This is a genomic window from Bacillus sp. JJ1532, from assembly GCF_036965085.1.
Classification (GTDB): Bacteria; Bacillota; Bacilli; order Bacillales; family Cytobacillaceae; genus Cytobacillus.
In genome coordinates this window covers 20282-41962 of record NZ_JBALOW010000030.1, presented here as the reverse complement: position 1 = coordinate 41962, position 21681 = coordinate 20282, and the positions used below count along the sequence as shown (strand labels likewise).

Genomic DNA, 21681 nt, shown 5'->3' with positions numbered 1-21681 from the left:
TGAAAAATAAATCCATAATTATTATTTTTATTTAAAAGTGAAACCATTTTTCCTTTTTATCGTAAAAGCAAGTATAATAGAATAATAGTATTGATACCGTATAAATAGAGAGGGAACCATGATGAAAATAACAATGGCAGAGAGAATGAATTCTTTTCAGGAAAGTATCTTTTCAGAATTAGCTTATTATAAAAAATTAAAGCTTTCAGAAGGACAGGAAATTGTGGATTTAAGCGTTGGCAGTCCGGATACTCCGCCACCAGCTGTTGTGACGGAAACGATTGCTGAATTAGCGAAAAACCCCAATTTATATGGTTATTCGATGAGAGGGACTGATGATTTTCACGAAGCAGTAACCACCTATTATGACCGACGATTTCGTGTATCACTTGATCCGAAATCAGAGGTTTCGCTTTTAATGGGTTCTCAGGACGGTTTAGTCCATTTTCCAATGGTTCTTTGTAATCCTGGTGATTATGTGCTCGTTCCTGATCCAGGCTATACTGCATATGAAACTGGAGTTAGTATGGCAGGAGCTAAATTATATCCTATGCCGCTAAAAAAGGAAAACCAATTTCTCCCTGATTTTTCCGAAATTCCAGAGGAAATAAGCGAAAAAGCAAAGTTAATGATTTTGAATTTTCCAGGAAATCCTGTTCCAGCAATGGGAACGCAAGCTTTCTTTGAAGCGGCCATTGCTTATGCAAAAAAATACAATATCGTTATTTTGCACGATTTTGCTTATTCTGAGCTTTATTATGATGAACAGCCAATTAGCTTTCTTGCAGTTGACGGAGCGATTGAAGTTGGTATTGAGATGAATTCATTATCAAAAAGCTTTAATATGGCTGGCTGCAGGATTGCTTATGCGGCAGGTAATCCAGAAATTATTACGATGCTTGCTAATTTTAAGTCAAATGTGGATTACGGAGTGTTTTTTCCGATTCAAGCAGCTGCTGCTAAGGCATTAACAGATGAATCTAATTTCCTAAATGATCTGCGAGCGATGTATAAGAATAGAAGAGATGTTCTTGTGAATGGCTTGCGAGAAATTGGCTGGAATGTCAGTGTGCCTAAAGCCTCTATGTTTGTCTGGGCAGAAGTACCTTCATCCTTTTCTTCAAAGGAATTTGCCATCGAACTAATAAATCGTGCAAATGTGGTCGTCACGCCTGGAAATGCATTTGGCTCTTGGGGAGAGGGTTATGTGCGAATTGCACTTGTACAGTCAGAAGAAAGATTACAGGAAGCGGTTCGTAATATTAAGCAGTCAGGGATATTAGAAGCAGTAACGAATTAGTAACGGTAGGAGGGTTTAATCTATGCCTAATTGGCTTCGTAAATCACTCGTTGTCATGGTAACCATTTTAACCTTTGGATTGGTTACACCTTCACAAGCTTTTCTTTATGATGATTCTAATGCAGTAAAAACATCGAAAAAAGATATTTTTGATACTTCTCCGGAAGATAAAAGTGTAATAAATAATCCTGCATTGGCAGATGAACCTGTTGGGTATATTAGTAAAGAGGATTTTATTAGGCAAATGCTCATCAAAGCCGAAGCTCAATCTTATACGAAGTTTGGGGCAAGGATTAAACCAGTCATCGAAAATGAATTCTCTGAAGTAATCCTGCCTAATATTGAAAAAGCTATAATGAATGTTGCTGCACAATACCCTGAAGAAGAGTTAGCCTATTTAACAGTAACTGAGAGCCCAGGTAAAGGTCACTCAGAGAAGATTTTTAATATATCTAGTGAAAAAACAAGCGAAGATGTTATTCGCTTTCATGTTAGGAGAGATCAGCCTCCGCAGCAAGGCTACTGGTTTAACTTTCATTACCATACACATCATGATCAATTTCAAGCACACCATGAGCTTGGGAGTATTTATTGGGATAAAAATACCCCGCCAAAATGGATGAGTTAAATAGAAAAGCGGAAGCGCCTTCGGAACAATCAAAGGACAATTGTTCCTGCGATAAATATTCGCAGAAGCTTTCCTTTGTGCTCACCCCCGACAAGCTAACGCTTTTACTCGTTCGATGATTTTGCTGCCGAAGCATTCCTTGTGGAGCTAGACAGTTCTCAAACTTAAGAAAGTTTTACTATATTTTTAAAATTTTTTTATAGTAAATTGAAACTTTTTTAGAAAAGCATCGTAAATAAAACATATTCTTTTTTTTGGAGGTAATAAAAATGGCTGTAAGTTTATCAAAAGGTCAAAAAGTAGATTTAACAAAAACAAATCCTGGACTATCAAAAGTAGTTGTAGGCTTAGGATGGGATGTAAATAAATATGACGGCGGCAATGATTTTGACCTGGACTCTTCCGTATTTCTGCTTGGAGATAATGGAAAAGTAGCATCTGATAGCGACTTTATATTTTATAACAATACGAATGGCGGAAATGGTTCTGTTGTACATACAGGTGATAACCGTACTGGTGCAGGTGATGGCGATGATGAACAGGTAAAAGTTAATTTAGCGAATGTTCCAGCTGATGTACAGCGTATCACGTTCACAATTACCATTCATGATGGAGAAGCTCGAAATCAAAACTTTGGACAGGTTTCCAATGCTTATGCTCGGATTTTAAGCGAAGATTCTGGAGAAGAGTTAATCCGCTATGATTTAGGGGAAGACTTCTCAATAGAAACGGCAATCGTTGTGGGTGAATTATACAGACATAATGGTGAATGGAAATTTAATGCAATTGGAAGCGGCTATCAGGGCGGCCTTGCTGCATTAGCAAAAGATTTCGGTTTGCAAGTTGGATAAAAAGCGAAGCTGCTAGATCAGGTGCTTAAATAAAAATTCTATCGAATAAAATTTTCCATTGGATATGCTGGTAGTTCATTCCTTTTGTTTAAAGGCAGTATACTGCATATCCTTTGATACGATAAAATGTGAATTAACCTACAAACATAAACTAGACATTTTCGGGAGGAACAAACAAGAATGACGATATTAGAAGGTATATTACACACTTATTCCCAGTTTTTTAATTGGGAAATGTGGGTTCAGGTTTTATCAGATCCAGTTAGCTGGGGATTAATAGGAACACTTGTTATTTTAGAAGGGCTTTTATCAGCAGATAATGCTCTAGTTCTTGCAGTAATGGTAAAGCATTTGCCGGAGAAACAACGTAAGAAGGCACTTTTTTATGGATTACTCGGGGCGTATGTTTTCCGCTTTATCGCAATCGGTATTGGCGTTTTCCTAATCAAGCTATGGTGGGTAAAAATATTAGGAGCCGGATATCTTGCTTGGTTAGCCATTAAATACTTTATTGATAAAAAGAAAGAAGCAGAAGCAGATGACGATGAAATTAAGGGTATGAACCAAAGCGGTTTATTAATTCGTCTCTTCGGAACATTCTGGGGAACTGTAGTTGCTGTTGAATTAATGGATATTGCCTTCTCTGTTGACAGTGTATTAGCTGCATTCGGGGTCAGCCAGGAAATCTGGGTATTATTATTAGGCGGTATGCTTGGCGTTTTAATGATGCGTGGGATCGCAGGCGTGTTCCTAAAGCTAATCGATCGAGTGCCAGAGTTAGAAACATCAGCTTATGTTCTTATCTTGATTATCTCTGTGAAGATGCTATTAGGTGTTGCAGGTATCCACATTGACCATATTTATTTCTTCATCATTTTACTTATTACATTTGCAGCTACGTTCGTTGTACATTTCATGAATAAAAAGAAAGCAGCAACTGGTGAATAATAGATTACTATATGATTTTTAGGGAACAGACAATTGTCCGCTCCCTTTCTTTTTACCTATTTTACTTTTGTTAATTTATTGGAAACGGAGCAAACAGGATGAGATTATTTACAAACCTTAGCGATATTCATTGCAATGAAATTTTTTATAAAAAGCCTCAAGAGTTTACAAGAAATTCAAGGAAAGACATCCTATCCAATGCGCTGGGGGCAACGCTCTATATGCCGGCAACCCGTCCAAATATTCATCAGGACTTACTAACAAAAAAACATTCAGGGTTGACCTCTATGGTTATTTGCTTAGAGGATGCAATTGGTGATGATGAAGTAGAACTAGCTGAGTCTATGCTTGTACAGGAACTAAGAAATTTAAAAGAAGATATGGAGAAAGGCCTTTTAATAGAGGATGACCTGCCATTAATGTTTATCCGTATTCGCAGTTATGAACAGCTTAAGCGATTAATGAATAGTATTCAAAAAGGTTTGGATTTATTAACGGGCATCGTCATACCGAAATTTTCTCCAGAAAAGGACAAGCTAGTTTTAGAGGAAATTAGAAGGCTTAATGATGCAGGCCATAGACTGTTTGCACTTCCGATATTAGAAACAAAAAAGGTCATTGAAAAAGAAACAAGACTAGATGAGCTAATGGCCATTAAATATTTGGTGGACCAATATGAGGATCTCATTCTCAATATTCGAATTGGGGCAACTGATTTTTGCGGATTATATGGCATTCGCAGAAATTCGGATACGACTGTTTATGATATAGCGGTTATTCGCGATTGCATCTCAGATATCGTTAATGTTTTCTTGCGCTCTGACCATCCATATGTTATATCCGGGCCTGTTTGGGAGTATTTCTCTTCAAAGGAAAGGATGTTAAAGCCACAGCTAAGACAGACACCTTTTCGCGAGAAATATGGGCAGGAAGGAATTCATTTTAGGTCAGAATTAATTGATAAACATATGGACGGGCTGATACGAGAAATATTGATGGATATTACAAACGGTTTGACAGGGAAAACGATCATACACCCTACCCATATAAGACCGGTACAGGCATTAAATACAGTATCATTTGAAGAATACCTTGACGCAAAAAATATTATCGATAAGGCTGATGGGAAGATCGGTGTTATGAAAAGTAAATTCTCTAATAAAATGAATGAGATTAAACCACATTACTATTGGGCGCAAAAAATTCTATTAAAATCTGAAGTTTACGGGGTGCTAAATGAAGAATACACTTACATCGACTTGCTCACCAACGAAATTTACGCTTCCGATCCTCAACCGGTTGAGCGTTGAAATTGAGATAACCGAAAATCCATATCAGCTGCCAATCGATGAATTGTTTATTATGGCAGCGAGAATTAATAAAAAGAGATCCTTTTTATTTGTTAGCAAGGTTTTAGGAAAGCATATCCCTATTGAGCCTAGGATGGGAATGTTAACAGGGGCTTTGCTGGCAAATCGTTATTTAGAGAAGGTTACATTTGAAAAAGCGGGTTTAAGGGAAAAGCTAGTTTTCTTGTTTAATAATGGTTCAGATAGTTTTGCTGAACAGCCTTTTGTAGGTGAACATTTAAATCCAGTTATTATCGGTTTTGCAGAGACGGCAACTGCACTCGGACATGCCTTTTATCAATATTTCCAAAAAGCAGATTTCTTCCATACAACGAGGGAAAAGCTCGTAGGGTTAGAACCAGTTATAACCTTTGAGGAGGAGCATTCCCATGCTACTTCACACCGTTGTTATATCGATGAATCACTATTAAATAATCAGCGGGAGGTTATATTAGTCGATGATGAAATGACAACGGGAAAAACGGCCATAAACATTATTCGATCCATTCAAAAACAGTTTCCACGAGATAAGTATACAGTTGTGTCTATTTTGGATTGGCGTTCTGAGGAGGACCAGCTTTTATATAAGGAGCTTGAAGAGGAGCTTAAAATCACGATTCAATCAGTAAGTTTGCTTAAAGGGTTTATGAAGGCGATTGGTTCACCAGATATTGAATGTCGAACACCTTCACCATTAAGCGTTGCTTCCGTTTCCCAAACGGTGGAAAAGATTGTGCTTCATGATATTTTCCCAGAACATACTACCGCTATCCACTATTCATCTATTTCATTAGAAGGGAAAATAAAGAGCATTCCTTATGTAAAAGAAACAGGCAGATTCGGAATAAATTCTGTGACAAATCATGAATGGAATCAGTCAATGGAGGAAGTGGGAAGGTATTTAAAAAATCATAGACTAGGGGAAAGAACACTTTGCCTTGGAACAGGCGAATTTATGTATATGCCGATGATAATCGCCTCGTACATGGGAAATGGTGTCAGCTATCAGTCTTCTACTAGAAGCCCTATATACGTTGAAAATCGTCAATCGTATGGAGCAGCATTTGGTCTATCATTCCCTAATCCAGAAGATTGGAAAGTAGACCAATTTGTTTATAATATCCCCCCAAATGAATACGATGATCTGTTTGTGTTTTTTGAAAGAGCGGTATCGGAGGAAGAACTGCAGCCATTCCTTAATGAATTAAAAAAGACAAACATTAGAGACATAAAAATAGTATTCTTTAATGGAGGTTTACGAGATGAATAGTTCAATAAATAATATAACAAAATTTGGATCATATGCTGAAAATGACGTGATTTTTCTTTTGAAGGATTTAAGCCATTTTCAATTGGAGGGTTCGATTGATAATCGGGAAAAGCAAATTCAGTTAGGACAGCATTATAGCGAAACTTTACCGATTGAATATCAGCCACCAGACAATTATATGGAATTATTTCGCGAAACATTACTCGAATATAAGCAAAAAGTAGCTTTATGCACGGGGATCGTTTCGGAACAAATTTACAAGTTAAAAGGAGAAAATACTGTTCTAGTTTCCTTGGCACGGGCCGGTACTCCGATTGGGATCTTAATCAAACGTTATATTCAGGGAAGATATCATGCAAATTTACCTCATTATAGTGTTTCTATCATTCGCGATAAAGGTTTGGACGAAAATGCAATTCAATATATTTTAGAGAAACATCCGGGAAAAACCATTCAATTTATCGATGGATGGACAGGCAAGGGTGCAATTTCGATTGAATTAATAAAGGCTTGTAAGGATATTTCAGAGAAATATGGTGTTGCGCTTGATGATAGCCTCGCTGTACTTGCAGATCCTGGACATTGTACGACTCTTTATGGAACTAGAGAGGATTTCTTAATTCCTAGTGCGTGTTTAAACTCAACAGTATCTGGATTAGTAAGCCGCACAGTACTAAATAAAGAACTTATAGGTCCCAATGATTTTCATGGAGCAAAATATTATCAGGATTTAGCTGGTTCTGATGTTTCCAATGAGTATTTAGATGTAATTACGAATGAATTTCCTGCTATTTATGAGGAAGCTGCTAAATCTGCGGCTTACCTGCTTGAGTACCATGAAAAGGCAACATTTCAAGGTATGCAAGATGTGAAAAAAATAAAAGAAGAATATTATATTGAGAATACAAATTATATTAAACCGGGTGTTGGAGAAACGACAAGGGTTTTACTAAGAAGAGTGCCGTGGAAAATTCTCATGAAGGATATGGAAAGTCCATATGTCAGACATATATTAATGCTTGCTAAAGAAAGAAATGTTGAAGTTTTACATTATCCGGAGATGAGCTATACTTGCTGCGGATTAATTAAAAAGGTAGGAATGAAATAATGAAAATGTTTGCGTCAGATTTAGATCGTACACTTATTTATTCAGAGCGGGCTCTGGCAGACTTCAAACAAACAGAAGTGAATGATCTAATCGGAGTGGAGAAAAAAGCAGACCGGGAAGTTGCGTTTATGACAAAAAGGTCTGCAGAAGCTCTTCGCCAAATTGCAGACCATATGTTGTTTGTTCCTGTAACGACTAGGACTTGGGATCAATTTAATCGAATCTTTATATTTTCGAACTACATTCCACTAACATATGCAATCACGTCAAATGGTGCCAATATCATTTATAAGGGGGACCCTCTGATCGAATGGCAAAGATTAGTCAAGGAGCGTCTGACAACTGAATGCAAACCCATTAAAGAAATGGAAGAGGATTTGCGGGAATTAAATATACCGGGAACGATAAAAAGGGCTGAAGGATTATTCTTTTACTATATTCTTGAAGAAAACTTGAGCCTGGAAGCAATCATGATCGTGAAACATAAAGCGGCTGAATCTGGCTGGAGAGTTTCATTACAGGGAAGAAAGCTCTATTTTATGCCAAATCCAATAAGCAAAGGCGAGGCTGTTAAGTTTATTAAAGAGCGTGAGGGAATCTTAACTGTTTATGGGGCTGGTGATTCACTGCTTGATCATGATTTTTTAAAAGATTGTGATTTTCCATTTGTTCCATCTCATGGGGAATTGGCCAATGAGAATATTGAGGATGCTCATTATATGTTAACTAATAAAAGAGGAGTAATGGCTGGGGAAGAGATTTTATCAAAAATATTTAGGAATATAAAAGATGTAACGATTAGCGGCTAATCCCCAAGCCACTTTCTTAAAATTAAGAATAGGCCTCCTCCAAACATGTATGAAGTAAAAAAGATAATAGAACCCCATACTAATGAGAAATGCAGAGACACTGTCATAAATGTAATCAGTAAGGACCAAAAAAATAAATCTACTAATACAAAATATCCCGAACCCAAAACTGATTCAACGGGCTCTAAATCTGATTCTTGTAAATGGTATTTCGCCCTTCTAAATAGGAACCTCATTTTATTCACCTTCTTTAATTCAACGTACTTAAACATATGCAGGGACGAGAAAAAGGGTGAAAGATTGAAAATAGAAGAATTTTATTTGAAGTTTTTTGGAATATTGATGGAATCGTTTTAGAAAACTTCTTCAGATGTGATATGATGGTAATAACTTTACATATTCATATTTTTTTCTGCTTATAGAAAAATTTATACATGCTATTACCATCTTTCGCTTGCAAAGGGAAGGGAAAATAAAATGAATCATTCCTATAATCAAATAAAAACGAATTTATTGCCAGTATCTAATGATAATTGGTTGAGTACCTTGAAAAAGCCATTGAGGGAAAGGCCGCAATTTTCTATTGAGCAAGGCACCATTCATTTAGGTCAAGTGGTTGCCCGCTTTTTAGGTGTTCCTTTAGATGAAGATGAGTATTATAATCGTCTTTATGATCTAATCCATACGGAGCAGGCTGACCTCATATTAATTAGCGAAGAGGCACTTGATAAATCAATCGATAATCATCACTTTCAAGCCATCCAAAAGGTGTTAAATATTAATAGGGATCAAAAGCTATCCATTAATCGATTTGTGGCATTCCTTGACGGTGAACAGCTATTATTAAAATCCAATATCCCCTCTTTGCATCGGAAAACAAGGGAAGCGATGATTTCGACATTGCAGCTGTTTTCAACAGTGGAGCCAGAGGGGTTAAACAGTCAAGAATTGAGAAGGGTCCTTGTCGATGTTATTAAATGGACATTTAACCATCTTGGACAAAATTGGAATCATATCGATCTGGAAAAAGCGATGCCGAAATTTTTATGGTATGGAGAAACGAATAATAGCCATAAATACTTCCTTTATTATTTAATGAATTTAGGGTGTGATCTTGTTTCTTTCTCGCCATCAGGGAGTGATTGGCTTGCTGGTTGGAATGAGGGGTTAGAAGGAACCTTTGTTTACAGCTATCCTGAGAGAAAGGACCCAGAGCGATTTCCAACTGAAAAGAGCAGACGCTCGGCTACTGTTGCCTACCGGGCATCAAGAGAGATTGAGTCTATATTAAACCATGAAGGGTCTGGTCTGTATAAGCCATGGCAGCTCCGAGATTATACGCCTTTATCTGTCACGTTGAAAACAACATACGATGAGCTTTTTATTTTAATTAAAGAAAAGGCAATGGTACGGCCAAATTTTGAAGTGAAAAACGGACAAGTCAAAATTCCTTCTATTTTTGCTAAAGTACAAGGTGTAAGCAAAAATCGGAAGGAGTATTGGGACCGCTTACAATTAATATCAGAGTACGATTATAGTCTTCTAATTAGAAGATTCCCATTTACAAATAATGTGAACAATGATTTTCGATTTCATTATCGCAATGCCCTAGGTAAGGATGGGTTGCTTGATCCTCATAAAATGGTGACGGCACACTACTGGAAATACCAGCATCTGCCAACCGGACTTCAAAATGGAATAGCAACAGCCATTCGAAATATATGTGCACGTCCATATATTAAACCAATCCATCACGAAAATATCGAGGAATTGAAAACCTACTTATTTTCACAAGGCATGCAGATTCCAGCAAGTGTTTTGCAGTTGCTCCAAAAATTTGACTATTCACAGGATGTACCGAAGCTCATTCTCTATAACAATGAACTCAATGGAACAATGACAAGGACAGATGCAGCATTGTTATTGCTGCTAAATCAATTTGGAATTGACATTGTCCTTTACAATCCGCCAGGACATAATGATTTAGAAAACTTTATAGAGGATGGATTATATGATGTGCATTGGCTGGAGGATGTTGTATTTGAACAGGAGTTTAAAGAACCTTCCATATTAAAAAAGGTAAGAGGAATATTTAAAAATTTAAGGGGAGACTGATGTCATGAATCAATTGCAGCAGACAAATCTAGATCTTACTTTGAATAAAACGCAAGAGGATAAACTTACAGAAGCATCAGCATCGGAAATTAAACTAGCTCTTAGAAATGACCCTGAGGTGCAAAACTTAGCACGGTCTATTGATGAGAGGGATCAAATACAAATTCTTGAATTTGGGAAAGAGCCAGCTACTCAAATTTCACGTTTCTCTGATCAAATATTAAGTAATATGAGATCCACAAAAGTTGAGGATTCTGGGGAATTATTAAAGCAACTCGGCAGAATTATGGATAAGTTTGATAAGAAAGACTTTGAAAAGACATCTGGCGGGTTATTCGGTAAGCTCTTCAAAAAAGGCGAAAAGCTTATTGATAAGCTCTTTGGGAAATACCAGACGATGGGCCAAGAAATTGATAAAGTATATGTGGAAATATCAAAATATCAAGGTGAAATGGTCGACTCTACTACAATGCTTGATCAAATGTACGAGCAAAACTATCAATACTATTTAACATTGGAAAAATACGCGGTAGCAGGACAAATGAAGATTGACGAGCTTAAAGCGAATCAGCTTCCTCAGCTTGAAGCACGAACGGCTGCAGGAGATCAAATGGCTTCCATGCAGCTAGATACATTGAGAAATGCCATTGACCTTATGGAACAAAGAGTATACGACTTGGAAATGGCGAAGATGGTATCACTTCAAACAGCACCGCAAATTCGTTTATTACAAAGAGGAAACACAAAGCTCATTGGAAAGATTAATTCTGCATTTGTTACAACGATTCCTATCTTTAAAAACGGGTTAATACAAGCGGTTGCAGCTAAACGACAAAAGCTTGTTGCAGATTCTATGAATGAGCTTGATAGAAGAACAAATGAGATGCTTCTTCGCAACGCCCAAAATATTTCATCGCAAAGTGCAGATATTGCTAGACTTGCTGGTGCGCCAAGCATTAAGATTGAAACGATAGAGGAATCATGGAATATTATTATTAAGGGAATGCAGGAAACAAAAGCAATCGAAGAAGAAAACAAACGTATGCGTGAAGAAGGTACAAGAAGATTAGAACAGCTTCAAGATAATTTTAAAAAAATTAAGCACCAAGGAAGCTAACCAAAAAGATTCTCCCTTACTTGTGCTACATAAAAAAGCTAAACTAAATGAAGAAGAGAAAGATCTAAAGGATCAAAAATTTAATGAGGTGAAAACATGGCTATTAATTTACAAAAAGGTCAAAGAGTCGATTTAACAAAAGGAAATCCTGGATTATCAAAAATTGTTGTAGGACTTGGATGGGACCCAGTACAAAGCCGCGGCGGTGGATTATTAGGATCACTATTCGGAGGCGGCGGAAGCGGGGCTAATATCGACTGTGATGCGTCCGTAATCATGTTAGGTGAAAATGATAAAATTAGAAATAACAGTGATGTCATTTACTTTGGTAATTTAAAAAGCAATGACGGAAGTGTACAGCATACAGGTGATAACTTGACAGGTGACGGAGATGGAGATGATGAGCAGATCTTAATCGATTTAAGCCGTGTTCCAGCACAAGTTCATAAACTTGTATTCGTTGTTAATATTTATGACTGTGTAAAACGTAAACAGCATTTTGGGATGATCCAAAACGCGTTCATTCGCATTGTGAATTCTGCAAATGGACAAGAAATGATTCATTACAATTTGACAGATGATTATAGCGGCAAAACATGCTTAGTTGTTGGTGAAATTTACCGTCACGGTGCAGATTGGAAATTTGCAGCAGTCGGAACAGGCACTTCCTCACCAGGCTTAGCTGATGTTGTTCGTTCCTATACTTAAGTAAATTTGGTTAACGAGCTCTGGCAAATTTGTCAGGGCTTTTTCATATTTTCGACTATTTGAAAAGGAATTTCCAAATTTTCGCTAGACTGCGATTATATAATGCTATTTTTTCATATGGTATAATTTAAATAAAATATATTTTAGATAGTTTAGAAGTTTTCCTTAGTGCTGCGGGAAGGGAGTCTACGATGAAAAGAATAGTGGTATTGTGTATATTAATGACTCTTACCCTTACTTTAATGGGCAGTTCGCAAGCAGCAATGGGCGGTATTCAACTGAAGAATTACCCGCACAATTCTTTGCTTCACCAATCCCTAGTTCTCCAATCTCCAAGTTTAATCGGAAGTATTATTATCCTTCCGTTTGATCCTTTCGATGAGCTTAAAGCAGCTGAGATTATCGAAAGGGTTGACCATTTACCTTATTTTCTATTGAAAAAAATAGCCAAAGAAGATATTAAACTTAAGCTCTTTGTCGGCAAATTAACGGACAATCCAACGGCACAGTATTTATCCGGGATGATTCCGAGGGGGTACAAAAGTCAAACTACTTGGGATGATGTTCCGGGCATAGGCGGGTCAAAAACTGTTTTAGTTAAGATAGGTTTTAGCGAAAAAGGAAAGGGGCACGGCTCTGTGAATTTAGAGTTGCATGAGCTTGCCCATTCGATTGATAAATATGTTTATAACAGTATTCGCTACAATCAAAAATTTCTTTCTGTCTGGAAGCTTGAAAGTGCAAAATTATTTCCTAATCAAGACTATTTTTTAACATTTCCAGAGGAGTATTTTGCAGAAGCCTTTGCTTATTATTATCTGGATAGCGATACAAATGAACTATTAAAAGATAAAGCACCGGAAACCTATCATTTTATCAAAAATTTAAATTAGGAAAAAATGTTGGTTTGTTATAGAATAATAACCATGTACGAATAGAAAAGGTTGGATGTAAATGAAACAATATTTAGAGCTTTGCAGGCACGTGCTCGAACATGGAGTCAAAAAAGAAGACAGAACGGGAACAGGGACAATCAGTACATTTGGCTATCAAATGCGCTTTAATCTTCAGGAAGGGTTCCCGGTCATAACAACAAAAAAACTGCACTTAAAATCCATTATTCATGAGTTGCTCTGGTTTTTACAAGGGGATACAAATATTAAATATCTCCAGGATAACGGGGTTAGAATTTGGAATGAATGGGCCGATGAGGAAGGCAATTTAGGACCTGTCTACGGTTATCAATGGAGATCATGGACAGGAGCAGACGGCAATACAATAGATCAGATCAGCGAATTAATTCATCTATTAAAGACAAATCCTGATTCTAGACGGATGATTGTGAATGCATGGAATGTTGGAGATATTGAGAAGATGGCGCTTCCTCCGTGCCATTGCATGTTCCAATTCTATGTAGCTGACGGGAAACTATCTTGTCAGCTTTACCAAAGATCAGCCGATGTGTTCTTAGGGGTGCCATTTAATATCGCTTCCTATGCCCTTCTCACCCTCATGATTGCACAGGTTTGTGACTTGGAGCCAGGAGAATTCATTCATACCTTTGGGGACACTCATATTTATTTAAATCATTTAGATCAAGTGAAACTGCAGCTAACCCGCCAGCCAATGGCATTGCCGAAAATGAAAATCAATCCTGAAGTGAAGGATATTTTCTCATTTAAGTTTGAGGATTTTGAATTAGTTTATTATGAGGCCCATCCTCATATTAAGGGGGAGGTAAGTGTATGATTTCTTTAATATGGGCAATGGACGAGAATCAAGTCATCGGCAAGAATAATCAGCTGCCATGGCATCTTCCAGAAGACTTGAAATTCTTCAAAAGGACAACAATAGGACATCCGATTGCGATGGGGAGAAAAACCATGGATTCAATTGGAAAGCCACTTCCCGGAAGAGAGAATATTGTAATAACACGTAACCATGATTTCACAAAAGAAGGCGTTACGATATTCCGCTCAGTTGAAGAATTTATTCAATATAGCAATAAAAAGGAAGAAGAAATATTTGTGATTGGCGGGGCTGAAATATTTAAAGTATTTCTTCCCGTTGCAGATCGTCTTTATATAACCCGGATTCACGCACAATTTGAAGGGGATACGTTTTTTCCAGAACTGAAGATGGAAGAATGGAAGCTCCTTACGAAGGAAAAGGGCATTAAGGATGAGAAAAATCCATATGACTACGAATTTGAAATTTATGATAGAAAATAGAAAAGACTCCTACGTGGAGTCTTTTTTTAAACTAAGCATTAGGGTTGACTAAATAGTCCGTCAACTTTTTGACCATTGCCTGAAATTCCGTAGGGTCACAAAACTCATCAGCGGAGAAATTACTTTTAACCCATTGAATGAGCTCGTGGGGAGTATTGAAAAATTCCCCGCTTGAATCACTTTTCCTTATCATGTACCGCCCGTTATCCTCATCTAATGTTACTTCTACAGGCAATGCACAATCAAGACTGCATAATGAGAACTCCATTTGCCCCACCCCCTATTAATCATACAAAATTATCGTTTCATCTAAACATTTCAGCTAATCAGCGACAATCAACTTCTTCTTAATATTAGAAAAATTCACTTTGCATATTATATGATAAATTCTTAGATTGCTATTCAATTAATATCGGAAAAATAAAAAAATTTAATTTATATGGGTTGAAATCAAGTATACAAGTGGTATAATAGAAAAATTAAATCGAAATAAGTGAGGGTGACAATATGGAACAGAAAGTTTTAAAGAAAAAATGGGTGCAACTGGAGGATATTCTTATTGCATACCAACAGCTGAAGGATATCGTCGCCCATACCCCGTTGCAAAGAAATGAGCGTCTTTCTGAAAAATATGAGTGCAATGTGTTTTTGAAAAGGGAAGATTTGCAGCATATCCGATCATTTAAGCTCAGAGGTGCTTATTATTCAGTTAAGTCATTGGGTGAAGAAGAAACAATAAATGGCGTTGTGTGTGCAAGTGCGGGCAATCATGCTCAAGGTGTAGCATACGCATGCAGACATCTAGGTGTTCAAGGGAAAATATTTATGCCGACAACGACACCGCGTCAAAAGGTAAGCCAAGTTGAAATGTTCGGCCGCGGCTTTGTTGATATTATACTAGTTGGTGATACATTTGATGATTCTTATGCTGAAGCCAATAAATGTGCTGAAGAAGAAAATCGGACCTTTATCCATCCTTTTGACGATGAAAGGGTCATATCAGGACAAGGGACTGTGGCAGTTGAAATATTGAATGACAGTGAGGAGCCAATCGATTTTGTCTTCGCTAGTATTGGCGGGGGCGGATTAATGTCAGGGCTAAGTACTTACATAAAAAGTATTTCCCCCAAGACGAAAATGATTGGTGTTGAGCCTGAAGGTGCAGCATCGATGAACGAATCCATAAAGAATAAAACTGTAACTCTACTAGAAGATATTGATAAATTTGTTGACGGAGCTGCAGTCAAAGGTGTCGGAGAAAAAACTTTTGACATTTGCGAAGAATTTGTTGATGATATTCTACTCGTGCCTGAAGGGAAAGTATGCACAACGATCTTGGAATTATATAATGAACATGCGATTATTGCAGAGCCTGCAGGTGCATTGCCAATTGCTTCACTTGATTTTTATAAAGAGAAAATTAAAGGGAAGAATATTGTTTGTGTCATTAGCGGAGGTAATAATGATTTCGGCAGAATGCAGGAAATGAAGGAAAGATCCCTCTTGTATGAAGGACTTTTATATTACTTTATTGTTAATTTTCCTCAGCGTGCTGGTGCATTACGCGAGTTCCTTGATGAAGTGCTTGGACCTAATGATGATATCACAAGATTTGAATATACAAAAAAGAATAATAAGGATAATGGTCCGGCTTTAGTAGGCATTGAGCTGCAGAATAAAGAGGATTACCCTGGTTTAATCCAACGAATGAATAAAAAAGGATTTGCCTATACAGACATTAATAAAGACAGTAATCTTTTCCATTTACTTGTTTAAAATAGCATCCAATATTATAATGAAAATGGTAAACAGATTTATAAGCTATTATAGTGACAAGAAGGTAAAGCGTTTTGTGAACTAAATATGAACTTTCTTGATCTTTTACCACAAGCGTTGTTAAAAGCACTATAATTGAATTTAGGTTTATCAGTAAGTTATTTTGAGGAGGATGTTTATGCTTTCAAACATCGGAGTTCCTGGATTAATTCTAATTCTTGTTTTGGCATTAATTATATTTGGCCCAAAAAAATTACCTGAGATCGGCCGTGCTTTTGGTCAAACACTTAGGGAATTTAAGAAGTCTACTCGTGATTTAACAAGTGACGTGATGGAAGAATTAGAGGATGACAAGAAAAAAACGCTTAAATAAGATGGCAAGATGAATGTCTTGCTTTTTTTTCGTCTTTTTGCCGTTATTCCAAACATAGTATTTTCAGGAGAAGAAAATGGAAGATAAAGAACTGAACTTAGTTGAGCATTTGGATGAATTAAGGAAAAGGTTAATTATAACCATAGCAGCCTTTTTAGTTTTCTTTGTAGCAGGTTTCATGTATGTGGAAGAAATTTATCATTGGTTTGTCCGCGACCTTGATGTGAAACTTATTGTACTTGGTCCAAGTGATATTATCTGGGTTTACTTTATGATTGCATCTGTTGTTGCCATTGCAGCGACAATCCCGGTTTTAGCTTTGCAAATTTGGCTATTTGTTAAACCAGCTTTAAGTCCGGTAGAAAGAAGAATTTCACTCTCATATATTCCTGCATTATTTATTTTATTTATCGTTGGTCTTTGTTTCGGCTATTTTGTTATTTTCCCGACAGTGTTGGGCTTTCTTGTTGATTTAGGTGGGCAGATGCTGGAAACGAATTTCACTGCGGAAAAGTATTTCCGGTTTATTATGCATATGACCATGCCATTCGGAGTACTGTTTGAATTGCCGGTTGTAGTCATGTTCTTGACATCACTAGGAATACTTAACCCATATGCCCTTGCAAAAATTCGAAAATATGCATACTTTATTCTTATTGTTATTGCCATTGTTATTTCCCCGCCTGACTTTATGTCAGATTTCCTTGTTGCCATTCCGTTATTATTCTTATATGAAATTAGCATCAACTTATCAAAAATTGTCTATAAGCGCAAATTAAAGAAGGAACAGCAATGGGAAGAACAGAATGATTACGAACCTTTAGACGAAAATTAATGGGTCTGAAGTAATTTTACGGGCATTTGAAGAAAAATTATGCGAAAAAATATTTTCATATACACATATTTAGACACCTTTCGAGAGCAAAATTCATGTATAATATAGTCAAACGGGTAAAAAAGAGGATTGATATTTTGCTATTTAAAAGCCTGGAGTTCAAAAATGCTGTTGGACAGAAGGTTAAGATTACGGAAATTCCTGTATTAGAGAGAAATAGCCCATTTTACTTCATGATTCAAGTCCGTTTGCAAACTTTCATGACATCCCTCTATAAGGATTCCAAGAAAGTTATGAAGAATCACTCTTTTCGAGAGTATTTAAAAAGAGTTTTAAAATGGCCAGTGTATGAGGAGCTATTTAAGACTCCAGAATTAAAAAATAACGCTTGAACTATTTTTGAGTATCGGCTTAGCAGCTGGTACTCTTTTTATATTGAAAAAAAACCTAAGCGACTATCGCTTAGGTTGAGATTAGCTTGGAAATGGGGTAGGGGTTGGTTCCGCATATCCTTCTTTGTACTTATCATCAATGTATTGGCGAATCTCTTTTATCGATTTTCCATCTTTGTATTGAATAATGCTTTCAGCAGCTGTTTCTAAACAAACGCCACAGCGTGTCCCATGGTCATCCCAGACAACTTCACCAGATTGTTTATTTTCATATACAAAACAATCATAATTATCCTTATGACCTCCTGATTCTCCGCATCCGCAATAACATGGGATCGCCTCTAATAAATCCTTGTGCTGGGCAGCTGCCCCGTATATGATTTGCATTTGCTCGGGCTTTTCATTCAGAAAATCCGGAAGCACTTCATTTGATTTTGTCAATTCGCGCAAGTCTCCATTTTCTGCATGGAAAGTATGAACACTCTCATCCTTATTTGAACCGGCAGATTCTTCTATTTTGGATGAGCAGGCCGATAATAGGGAAAGTATGCCTGCAACGGTTAGGAAATATGTAATTAATTTAATCCTCATTAAATCACCTAAATTCAAATTATTTTACTGGAATCTATCCATTCTACTATATCATAATTTATTTAGAAATCTAAAAATGATCCCCATGGTTCATTGATTTGTCATATATAATAGGTAGTAGTACGCAAATATTGTAACAATTACTAGACTTTAAAGGAATTTTGCTAATCTTTGTCGAAAATATTAAATGTTTCAGAATATAAGGATTCGGTGACTGACTTATGAAGGATCATATTAATAATTTACCTTTGTCCAGAAAAGTTTTTCTATTCTCGTTTTTAATAAGTTTAATTCTAGTTTCAATTACAATTGGAATAAGTTTAATCCTGCAAACTAACCAGATGGAAAAACAGATGAAATATCGTGTTGCTGAAATGTCAACATTATGGAGTACGACTTTCAATGCGAAGGATATTAAAAGGATAAATGATGATAGAAATACAGAACATCCTATATTTCAAAATATTACTGAAAAGCTGTCACTTGTAAATGAGAAGGCACCTAATACAAATGCCATTCTTCTATCAACGGATGTTATGAATGAGGATGAAATTTTTATTCTGGCCACTTCCAAAAGCCATAAAAAGATCGGGCTTCTCCCATTTTCTTATCATGAGGCGGTTAAGGTGTACTTAGACGGTTATAAGAAAGCTATTTCGTCAAAAAAAGTCATAGCTACTGAAGTGTACGAGGATAAATATGGAACTTGGATATCAGCTTTTGTTCCAATTCTAAAAGATAATGTGGTTGCCGGTGTTATCAGCTTTGATATAAACGCACACCTTATCAGGGAATACCGAAATAAGATGTCAGCCTATTTAATTGCCCTCTTGCTTCTGATGACAGTCAGTGGTTATTTAATATTAAAAAGAGGCTTGAAAAAAGTATTGTATCCGGTTAATGAAATAATCGTAGGCTTTAATGAAGTAAGCAATGGAAATTTCAATGTGAAATTAAAGTCTCCAAACCAAGCTGATTTGGGTATTTTAGCAGAACGATTTAATAATATGACGAGTCAGCTATCCTTGCTTTTTGATCGTTTATCTGCCACCTCTGTGGAGTTTGGAACGACTCATAAAAATGCTGTTTCCATGCACAGATTTGAAGAAGCTATAGATGAAATGGAACAAATCTTACATAAAACAAAAATTCTGCGAGAACTTCAAAGAGCAGAAAAAATGAATGCAATTGGGCAGCTTGCAGCCTCTGTTGCCCATGAAATAAGAAATCCTATGACGGTTGTCAAAGGATTCCTGCAAATCTTTTTGGCTAAAGATCAAATGAGCGATGAAGAGCGTATGTATATTCGATTAATGATAGAAGAAATGAGTCGTGCCGAAACGATTATCAATGACTATCTTTCTTTAGCAAAGCCAGATATTGAACATACCGAAAAGGTGGATGCAGCCGAAACAGCTTCAAAGGTACTGGACCTGATGAATTCATATGCCATGATGTCAAAAAATATTATGGTCGTTCCTACTTTGAATGAAGGGGTTTTTATTCAAGGGAATATTAGCGAGCTAAAGCAAGTACTGATTAATATTTTAAAGAACGGAATCGAAGCTATGAAGGTCGGAGGTACATTAAGTATTTCGGTTTATAATGATGAAAAGTATGGAGTTTTTGAAATAAGTGATACAGGAATTGGAATGAGTGCGGAAGAACTAGAACGGTTAGGGACGGCATTTTATTCATTAAAGGAGAAAGGAACAGGAATCGGATTAATGGTCTGTTACCAAATCATTGAAAGAATGAAAGGGAAAATTGAAGTGCAAAGTCAAAATGGGAAGGGAACAACCTTCAAGATTTTTATTCCTTTAGTGGATGATCATGCAGAATAACAATAAGTACTCCTAGCAATTGATCCTACCCTGAAAATTGGATGTTTCTTTCTAATTATTCAAGCTATGTGAATATGATAAATAGCAGGGGGGATTCATGATGGGGATGAAAAATGTCCTTATATTTAGCGATTATGGGATTGATGATATTGTAGCAATGTTATTTGCTTATTTTTGCCAGGAAATTAATATTGTTGGGATAGTTGCAGATTATGGAAATGTGTCAAGAAAAGATGCGATTCGAAATGCGGCTTACTTGCAGGAAGTAACAGGTATTAAAAATATCCCTATTTTTGGAGGGGCTGAATTGCCGCTAACAGGTGAAATGCCTGAATATGTTCCAGAGGTGCACGGACTTGAAGGGCTAGGTCCCATAGTGCCTAATCTCGATGTAAATGAAAATTTATTTGAAAATTTTTATGAGGTAAAATTTCTGATTGACAAGTACAAACATAACATCACGATTGTCAATATTGGCAGAATATCCTCTTTGGCAACAGCTTTCATATTGTCCCCGCGAATAATGGAACAGGTAAATGATTATTACATTATGGGCGGGGCCTTTTATGTTCCTGGGAATGTGACGCCAACTGCTGAGGCTAATTTTTTGGGTGATCCATATGCTGCAAGAATTCTCATAAATAATTCACATAAGAAAATTCATCTTTTTCCTTTAGATGTAACAATGTCTGCTATTATTACACCAGCTATTATTGATTCGCTTCACCAATATTACCTTTCAACTAATAATAAAATAGGCCTTTTAGTAAAACCAATGGTCGATTATTATTATTCCTTCTACCAAAAATCTAACCCAGGCATTAGCGGAAGTCCTTTACATGATGTTTTATCTCTGTGGGCATTACTGGAAAGCTCAGAAATTAAATATGCAGAGGTACCTATTCAAGTAGTTGTTGAAAAAGGGATTGCATTTGGGCAAAGCATCGGAGATTTTCGGAAGAAGCCTGATTTACAATCAAAAGATTATAAAATTCATAAGGTTGCTGTTCAGTTTAACTATTCAGCATTTATTAAATCATTCTATGACATAATGAGAACACCAGTAGATGGAATTCTTGAAAAATAAAATGGAATCTGCATAATGTCACAGGTTTGCCATATTTTTTTCTTTCTTCTTTCTCTTCTGTCTGCTAGAATAGGTTCGAATATATAGAGGAGCGGATACAGAAATGAAATCTAGAGTCATGACAATCATCATATCGATCTTAACAATCTTTCTTCTGTCGGCTTGTGGCAATAGTGAAATAAAAGATGCCAAAAACTGGCCAGTTGCCGATTTTACTTTTACAGATCAAAATAATATATCCCTTGGACTATCCGATTTAAATGGAAAGGTTTGGGTAGCTGATTTTATCTACACGAACTGTCCTGATGTTTGCTTACCAATGACTTTTAATATGGCTAAGCTGCAGGAC

23 protein-coding genes are annotated in these 21681 nt (G+C 36.5%); 21 read left to right on the top strand and 2 right to left on the bottom strand.

Features of this window, described 5'->3' with window-relative positions; translation table 11 throughout:
• Positions 1–121 precede the first annotated feature (121 nt).
• The 14 genes from V7122_RS11905 to V7122_RS11840 all read left to right on the top strand — a co-directional run bounded on the left by V7122_RS11905 (position 122) and on the right by V7122_RS11840 (position 14434).
• A complete protein-coding gene (locus tag V7122_RS11905) occupies positions 122–1300 on the top strand; it encodes an LL-diaminopimelate aminotransferase (protein ID WP_335526905.1) in 1179 nt (392 codons plus the stop codon).
• A gap of 22 nt (positions 1301–1322) precedes the next feature.
• Positions 1323–1928: a YpjP family protein gene (locus V7122_RS11900; RefSeq protein ID WP_335526903.1), complete on the top strand. Its 606-nt coding sequence runs from the start codon at positions 1323–1325 to the stop codon at positions 1926–1928.
• A gap of 269 nt (positions 1929–2197) precedes the next feature.
• A complete protein-coding gene (locus V7122_RS11895) occupies positions 2198–2779 on the top strand; it encodes a TerD family protein (protein WP_335346299.1) in 582 nt (193 codons plus the stop codon).
• 180 nt (positions 2780–2959) lie between these two features.
• Positions 2960–3727, top strand: a complete 768-nt coding sequence (locus V7122_RS11890) for a TerC family protein (protein ID WP_335346298.1) — start codon at positions 2960–2962, stop codon at positions 3725–3727.
• Positions 3728–3825: 98 nt separating this feature from the next.
• Positions 3826–5037 carry an HpcH/HpaI aldolase/citrate lyase family protein gene (locus V7122_RS11885; RefSeq protein ID WP_335346297.1) on the top strand — a complete coding sequence of 404 codons (1212 nt, stop codon included), beginning with the start codon at positions 3826–3828 and terminating at the stop codon, positions 5035–5037.
• Complete coding sequence (locus tag V7122_RS11880) at positions 4964–6346, top strand: phosphoribosyltransferase family protein (RefSeq protein ID WP_335526902.1); 1383 nt, start codon at positions 4964–4966, stop codon at positions 6344–6346. Before V7122_RS11885 ends, V7122_RS11880 begins: the two co-directional genes overlap by 74 nt.
• Positions 6339–7454: a cysteine protease StiP family protein gene (locus V7122_RS11875; protein WP_335526900.1), complete on the top strand. Its 1116-nt coding sequence runs from the start codon at positions 6339–6341 to the stop codon at positions 7452–7454. Before V7122_RS11880 ends, V7122_RS11875 begins: the two co-directional genes overlap by 8 nt.
• On the top strand, positions 7454–8263 hold the full coding sequence (locus V7122_RS11870; protein WP_335526896.1) for an HAD family hydrolase: 810 nt from the start codon (positions 7454–7456) through the stop codon (positions 8261–8263). The genes V7122_RS11875 and V7122_RS11870 overlap by 1 nt, the downstream gene beginning before the upstream one ends.
• Positions 8264–8740: 477 nt before the next feature.
• The gene (locus V7122_RS11865; RefSeq protein ID WP_335526894.1) at positions 8741–10378 is read left to right on the top strand and encodes a YceG family protein; all 1638 of its coding nucleotides are present in this window, start codon (positions 8741–8743) and stop codon (positions 10376–10378) included.
• 4 nt (positions 10379–10382) lie between these two features.
• Positions 10383–11495: a toxic anion resistance protein gene (locus V7122_RS11860; protein ID WP_335488747.1), complete on the top strand. Its 1113-nt coding sequence runs from the start codon at positions 10383–10385 to the stop codon at positions 11493–11495.
• Positions 11496–11591: 96 nt separating this feature from the next.
• Positions 11592–12203, top strand: coding sequence for a TerD family protein (locus tag V7122_RS11855; protein WP_335526891.1), 612 nt, complete (start codon positions 11592–11594; stop codon positions 12201–12203).
• A 191-nt stretch (positions 12204–12394) separates the two neighbouring features.
• Positions 12395–13096: an anthrax toxin lethal factor-related metalloendopeptidase gene (locus tag V7122_RS11850; RefSeq protein ID WP_335526889.1), complete on the top strand. Its 702-nt coding sequence runs from the start codon at positions 12395–12397 to the stop codon at positions 13094–13096.
• Between the two features lie 61 nt (positions 13097–13157).
• Entirely contained in the window at positions 13158–13952 is a 795-nt protein-coding gene (locus tag V7122_RS11845; protein WP_335526888.1) for a thymidylate synthase, read from the top strand.
• Complete coding sequence (locus V7122_RS11840; protein WP_335526886.1) at positions 13949–14434, top strand: dihydrofolate reductase; 486 nt, start codon at positions 13949–13951, stop codon at positions 14432–14434. Before V7122_RS11845 ends, V7122_RS11840 begins: the two co-directional genes overlap by 4 nt.
• Positions 14435–14465: 31 nt before the next feature.
• Here the strand turns inward: V7122_RS11840 and V7122_RS11835 are convergent, their stop codons facing one another.
• A complete protein-coding gene (locus V7122_RS11835) occupies positions 14466–14702 on the bottom strand; it encodes a hypothetical protein (RefSeq protein ID WP_335526883.1) in 237 nt (78 codons plus the stop codon).
• Between the two features lie 239 nt (positions 14703–14941).
• On the opposite strand from V7122_RS11835, the gene ilvA reads away from it, so the two are divergent.
• The 4 genes from ilvA (at position 14942) to V7122_RS11815 (ending at position 17810) form a co-directional block, all read left to right on the top strand.
• Positions 14942–16210 carry a threonine ammonia-lyase IlvA gene (gene ilvA / locus V7122_RS11830; protein WP_335526882.1) on the top strand — a complete coding sequence of 423 codons (1269 nt, stop codon included), beginning with the start codon at positions 14942–14944 and terminating at the stop codon, positions 16208–16210.
• A 178-nt stretch (positions 16211–16388) separates the two neighbouring features.
• Positions 16389–16583, top strand: coding sequence for a twin-arginine translocase TatA/TatE family subunit (locus V7122_RS11825; protein ID WP_066299667.1), 195 nt, complete (start codon positions 16389–16391; stop codon positions 16581–16583).
• 76 nt (positions 16584–16659) lie between these two features.
• Complete coding sequence (gene tatC / locus V7122_RS11820; RefSeq protein WP_335526880.1) at positions 16660–17418, top strand: twin-arginine translocase subunit TatC; 759 nt, start codon at positions 16660–16662, stop codon at positions 17416–17418.
• Between the two features lie 137 nt (positions 17419–17555).
• The gene (locus tag V7122_RS11815) at positions 17556–17810 is read left to right on the top strand and encodes a DUF2535 family protein (RefSeq protein WP_335488800.1); all 255 of its coding nucleotides are present in this window, start codon (positions 17556–17558) and stop codon (positions 17808–17810) included.
• A gap of 81 nt (positions 17811–17891) precedes the next feature.
• Here the strand turns inward: V7122_RS11815 and V7122_RS11810 are convergent, their stop codons facing one another.
• Positions 17892–18401, bottom strand: a complete 510-nt coding sequence (locus tag V7122_RS11810; protein WP_335526877.1) for a PCYCGC motif-containing (lipo)protein — start codon at positions 18399–18401, stop codon at positions 17892–17894.
• A gap of 353 nt (positions 18402–18754) precedes the next feature.
• Here V7122_RS11810 and V7122_RS11805 point away from each other — a divergent pair, with 353 nt between their 5' ends.
• The 3 genes from V7122_RS11805 to V7122_RS11795 form a co-directional block, all read left to right on the top strand.
• The gene (locus V7122_RS11805; protein ID WP_335526875.1) at positions 18755–20245 is read left to right on the top strand and encodes an ATP-binding protein; all 1491 of its coding nucleotides are present in this window, start codon (positions 18755–18757) and stop codon (positions 20243–20245) included.
• Between the two features lie 100 nt (positions 20246–20345).
• Positions 20346–21332, top strand: coding sequence for a nucleoside hydrolase (locus tag V7122_RS11800; RefSeq protein ID WP_335526873.1), 987 nt, complete (start codon positions 20346–20348; stop codon positions 21330–21332).
• Between the two features lie 103 nt (positions 21333–21435).
• Positions 21436–21681 (top strand): SCO family protein (locus V7122_RS11795; RefSeq protein ID WP_335526871.1); only part of this gene is annotated, 246 nt, incomplete at its 3' end.